Annotated in this window: 5 protein-coding genes and 1 pseudogene; 1 reads left to right on the top strand and 5 read right to left on the bottom strand. The window is 69.0% G+C overall.

Annotation, left to right across the window (positions count from 1 at the left end; all coding sequences use genetic code 11):
* Nucleotides 1-664: 664 nt before the first annotated feature.
* On the bottom strand, nt 665-1,132 hold the full coding sequence (locus DKL51_RS03485) for an MFS transporter (protein ID WP_260428362.1): 468 nt from the start codon (nt 1,130-1,132) through the stop codon (nt 665-667).
* A 64-nt stretch (nt 1,133-1,196) separates the two neighbouring features.
* Nucleotides 1,197-1,637, bottom strand: a pseudogene (locus tag DKL51_RS37050) (MFS transporter); the annotation flags it as partial.
* A 65-nt stretch (nt 1,638-1,702) separates the two neighbouring features.
* Here DKL51_RS37050 and DKL51_RS03475 point away from each other — a divergent pair.
* Nucleotides 1,703-2,095, top strand: a complete 393-nt coding sequence (locus tag DKL51_RS03475) for a PPOX class F420-dependent oxidoreductase (RefSeq protein ID WP_109943698.1) — start codon at nt 1,703-1,705, stop codon at nt 2,093-2,095.
* Here DKL51_RS03475 and DKL51_RS03470 read toward each other — a convergent pair.
* The 3 genes from DKL51_RS03470 to DKL51_RS03460 all read right to left on the bottom strand — a co-directional run.
* Nucleotides 2,064-2,552, bottom strand: a complete 489-nt coding sequence (locus DKL51_RS03470) for an RHS repeat protein (protein ID WP_109943697.1) — start codon at nt 2,550-2,552, stop codon at nt 2,064-2,066. The genes DKL51_RS03475 and DKL51_RS03470 overlap by 32 nt on opposite strands.
* Nucleotides 2,527-2,937 carry a hypothetical protein gene (locus DKL51_RS03465; RefSeq protein ID WP_123809728.1) on the bottom strand — a complete coding sequence of 137 codons (411 nt, stop codon included), beginning with the start codon at nt 2,935-2,937 and terminating at the stop codon, nt 2,527-2,529. The genes DKL51_RS03470 and DKL51_RS03465 overlap by 26 nt, the downstream gene beginning before the upstream one ends.
* On the bottom strand, nt 2,934-4,529 hold a 1,596-nt coding region (locus DKL51_RS03460), incomplete at its 5' end, for a glycosyl hydrolase family 28-related protein (protein WP_124811712.1). The genes DKL51_RS03460 and DKL51_RS03465, both read right to left, overlap by 4 nt.

Here is a 4,529-nt window from a genome sequence, read left to right as displayed (position 1 = left end):
TCCCGACGGGCCTCGACCGCCAACCGGGTCGCACGCTCACGCAGCTCATCGTTGTACTTCTTCGGTGCGGGCATCGCTGGTGTTCCTCCCAGGTTTCGATGTCTCCATCAAACCCGGTGCGGAACACGGGGCCCGATCCCGTTGCCCGACGATGGCGGGGGATGGACGCACATGAGCGGCGCTCGCGGTAGACATCCATGATGGTTTCCCCATCCGGTTGTGATGGCAGGGAAAGCTCCGCTCGTCCGCCCAGCCGTCCTCGGGCTCTCCCCGCACGTCAGGCACGGGCACGCGCACCCATGTCAGCTCTGTCGTCGCCACGGCCGCAATCATCGGTGATACGCCTATCGGCCGACCAGGGATTAAACTCGGCCCATCTCGTCGAGAAGCTCGACACCGCGCAGCTACGCCATGGCCGGCTGTCCGCCATCCTCGTGCCGTCGTCCGCCCGAGCACCATCCAACACGCGATATCCCGTGGGCGCTCATGCCGCCCTCCGCGACGTCGCTGGCCGTTCGGCGACGCCGAGAATTCCTGAACTATGTGCTCAGGCGCACCACCAAGATCAGGCGGTTTGACGTGGACCAGCGGCGACAACCACTGACGAGCGCCCGCAGGCTGGCCGGAATCGTGCACAGCGGCGAGATTGGGCTGTGAGTTCCCATTATCGCGGGGTGGGTAGAGGTAGGCGTTCCCGGCGAAGCGCCGCGTGCAGCAGGAGCCCGGACAGGGCCGTGAGCAGGGGTGCGATCGCGAAGCCGGCGGTCATTCCGATGTGGTCGGCGAGGGAGCCGAGGAGGAACGGGGCGGCGAGTACCAGCACTCCGCCGAGAAGCTGGGCGCGGGCGTTGGCCGCGTCGGTGTTGCCCGGTGCGGCCGCCAGGGTCAGAGCCAGGGCCAGCGGGAACTGGTTGGCAATGCCCAGGCCCGCGGCGAACAGGCCGAGCAGGGCGACGACGGGGCCGCCGGGAAGCCACAGAACGACCAGGCCGGCCAGGGTGACCGCCAGGGACAGGCCGAGCAGCAGGCTCGTTTGGCCGGGACGGCGGGTCAGGCGAGCGCCGGCGACCCGGCCGAGCAGGATGCCGGCGTAGAAGGCGGTCATAGCTGTGGCGGCTGCGGAGGTGGACAGCTGGTGGGCCCGCGGTCAGGAGCTCGGCGCCGAAGTACACCACGCAGAATTCGACCCCGATGCCGACCGCCACGAGCAGGCACAGCAGCCAGCACGCTATCGACAGCCGAAAGGCGTGCCTGTCTTGCGTGGCGGGCTGCGGGCGGGACGGCGGTGCAGGCAGCGGCTGGTGACGGTAGACGACCGCAAGAATGGCCATGGCGACCGCGGGTAGCGCCATTGCGGCCCGCCACGTACTCGTGATCGCCTCGGACAGGCCGAGGGCCAGCGGAGCGACGACGGCGCCGAGTCCGGCACCGATGTTCATCTCGATCAGGGCTTGGTCTCGGCGTGGACCATGATGGTCGGCGAGCACCGACTGGGTGGTGGTCTGCACGGTGCCGGCGAGACCCATCATCGCGGCACCCAGCAGGGTGATGTGAACACCGCATTCTGCAGGCACGCCTCGGCTTACCCGACAGCATCGGTCGCCGTCGAAGCGTCGTGCCGGGGCGCAGGCTGCCATGGCGGGCTATACCGTGGGCTCGGGTCGCCGGCGCCCGGCCGGCGCCCGACGAAGGGAACCGGTACGTGGACCTGCCCGACGATCTGCTCGCCCTGTTGCGTGAGTCGAGCACCTGCTACGTTACGACGCTGATGCCGGACGGCTCACCGCAGCTCACCCAGACCTGGGTGGATACCGACGGCACCCACCTGCTGATCAACACGGTAGAAACCCACCAGAAGACGCGCAACGTCCGGCGGGACCCCCGGGTGGCCGTGGCGGTCTCGGATCCGGAAAAGCCGACGCGCTACTACGCGGTCCGGGGGCGGGTGGTCGGCATCCGCACCGAGGGTGCGGCCGAGCATATCGAGCAGCTTGCCCAGCGTTACCTGGGTGGGCCCTATCCGTGGTTCGGCGGCCGCGAACAGGTCCGGATCATCCTCACGATCAAGGCCGACCACCTGCACGCCATGGGCTGACCGGCGCGGGATGACGCCCCGGCCGTTCGGGACGCAAGGCGTGTCCGAAGCAGGCCGTCGTCTCCGTAATTGTCATGGTGCTCGTCGCGCCCGTCGGCAGGGACACCGAGGTGAGGTTTTCGTCGTTGGGGTCCCAGCCGAAGGTGACCTGCTTCTGCAGCGCGTCGGTCATCGTGGCGATGTTGTCGGTGCTGGTGTACGTCTTTTCCGCGGTGTGGCCGAGCGCGTCGATGACCTTGGTGACCCGGTCCCGGTCGTCGTACTGGTAGGTGGTGATCCCGTCGCTGGTGTCACCGCTGGTGTTGTTGCCGTTGGGGTCGGTCACCTTCGTCTCACTGTTGCTCGTGTAGCTGAACGTGGTCACCGCGCTGGTCGGCATCCCATTTCCCGGGTCGTACTGGGTCGTGAAGTCCTGGATCCGGCGGGTTCCATCACCGAGGTAGGTGATGTTGGTCATCGAGCCGCCGGCGGGGGGCCACCTTGGTGAGCAGCTCGGGGTGGTAGCGGTAGTTGGTGGTCTTGCCGTTGGCGTCGACGAAGTCGCTTACGTTGCCATCGGCGGTGTAGTAGTAGTGCAGGGTCCGGCCGGTGGGGTCGGTGACCGTGTCGAGGCGCCCGCCGGAGTAGGTGAGGTTGATGACGCGGTCCTGCGTGTCGGTGACCTTCGTCAGCAGACCGGAGGTGTACTCGAAGCGGATGTCGTTCTTGTTGCGGTCCTCCTGCCGGGTCAGCTGCCCACTGCTGTGGTGAATGACCGGTAGCGGCCCGTTCGCCGCGTCCGGCCGGTCACCCCGTCCAGGCCGTCGGCCGTGGACGGGGTGGCCGGCAGGTCGCTGACTCACCAGGCCGCGGGCGCCGGCGGCGGGACGACCGCCGGCCGGTCGTCGCAGGTGATGGTGTTCGGCAGCAGCCATGGCGCCAGCCAGCCACCGTCGTTGCCGCCGAGGTCGGTCAGGCTGAACTCGGAGCCGGCCGGGGTGAAGTGGAACGATCCGCAGTTGTTGACCCCGACCGCGCCGACGTTGCGGGCGTCGACGTCGGCGAACGAGGCGGCCCCCGCCGTCCGGGCGCTGACCACCGAGGTGCCGGTGCCGTCGACCCGGATGTCCTGGAAGTGGACGCCGGTGATGGACACCTGGTCCTTCACCGGCCAGTCGCTGACCAGCATGATCGCGTTGTAGGTGTTGTCGAGGAAGGCGTCCCCGACGACCTGGATGTCCGCGTCGATGCTGCGGTCCAGCGCGTAGAACCAGATCGCACCGAGCCCGATGTTCCAGTTCAGCTCGTACGTGCCGGCGCGCACGGTGGTGTTGTCGGTGATCCACAGGTGCCCGGTGAACGGCTCGGCGCCGAACCGGGTGCCGACCTGGATGGCGCTGCCCTCGCGGACCGGATCGGCGACGAGGTTGTGTGACACGGTGTTGTCGGTGCCGCCGTAGAGCGCGATGCCGTTGGCCAGGACGGGCGACTGCACGGTGTTGTGGTTGAAGGTGTTGTGCGCGTTGCCGGTCCGCTCGGACCACATGGCCAGGCCGTCGTCGCCGGTGTTGCGGACGAAGCTGTTCGAGACCGACGAGTGGGTGACGCCGGTGTGGAAGTTGACGCCGTCGGCGATCTGGTCGGCGATGACCGTGTCGGTGACCCGCAGGTCGGTCATCGGTCCGTCGAACCACATGCCCACCTTGGTGTGGTGCAGGTACAGCCCGTCGATGGTGGAGTGGTTGAGCGCCCCGCCGATGGCGTTGACCTGGTCGAGGTCGATCCGCTCCCGGACGTCGCCCTCGATGGCGAAGCCGGACAGGTGCACGTTGCTGCTGCCGCCGACCGCCGCGTCCCGGCCGTAGAAGCCGACCCCGGTGTGCACGGAGCCGTCGGGGGCGGGGGTGTCCAGGGCGACCTCCCGGCCCCGGATCACGGTGTACCAGTTGCCGGCGCCCTCGATCGTCACGTCGTCGACGATGATGTGCCGGTTGACCTGGTACGTGCCCGGCGGCAGGTAGACCGTGCGGTGGGTGCGGCGGGCGGCCGCGATGGCCCGGTCGAGCGCGTCGGCCGAGTCGCGCTGGCCGGACGGGTCGGCGCCGAGCGCGACGGCGTTCACCGCGTGCGGTGCGACGTGCGGTGGGCCGACGAGCTCGGAGTCCAGCAGGTCGATGATGGTCCAGGCGGCGGCGCTGCCGGCCGGCGCGGTCAGCCGGACGATCTCGCCGGCGCGGTGGGTGCGGCCCAGCAGTAGGCGCTGCTGGTCGTAGAAATGGTGCGGCCGGAACGGCGTGCTGATGGTCGGCGCGGGCGTGGTGGCCGCCGGGACGCAGGAGCACTCGGTGATCCACCAGTCGGGGTGCAGCAGCCCGGCGTCGGGGTCGTTGCTGAACGGATACTGGTTGTAGAGCCAGGCGTACTGCGAGGTCAGGGTCATCGTGCGGGGCCGACC

It is taken from the genome of Micromonospora globispora, from assembly GCF_003857015.1.
Classification (GTDB): domain Bacteria; phylum Actinomycetota; class Actinomycetes; order Mycobacteriales; family Micromonosporaceae; genus Micromonospora; species Micromonospora globispora.
This window is presented reverse-complemented; position numbering and strand designations above follow the sequence as displayed.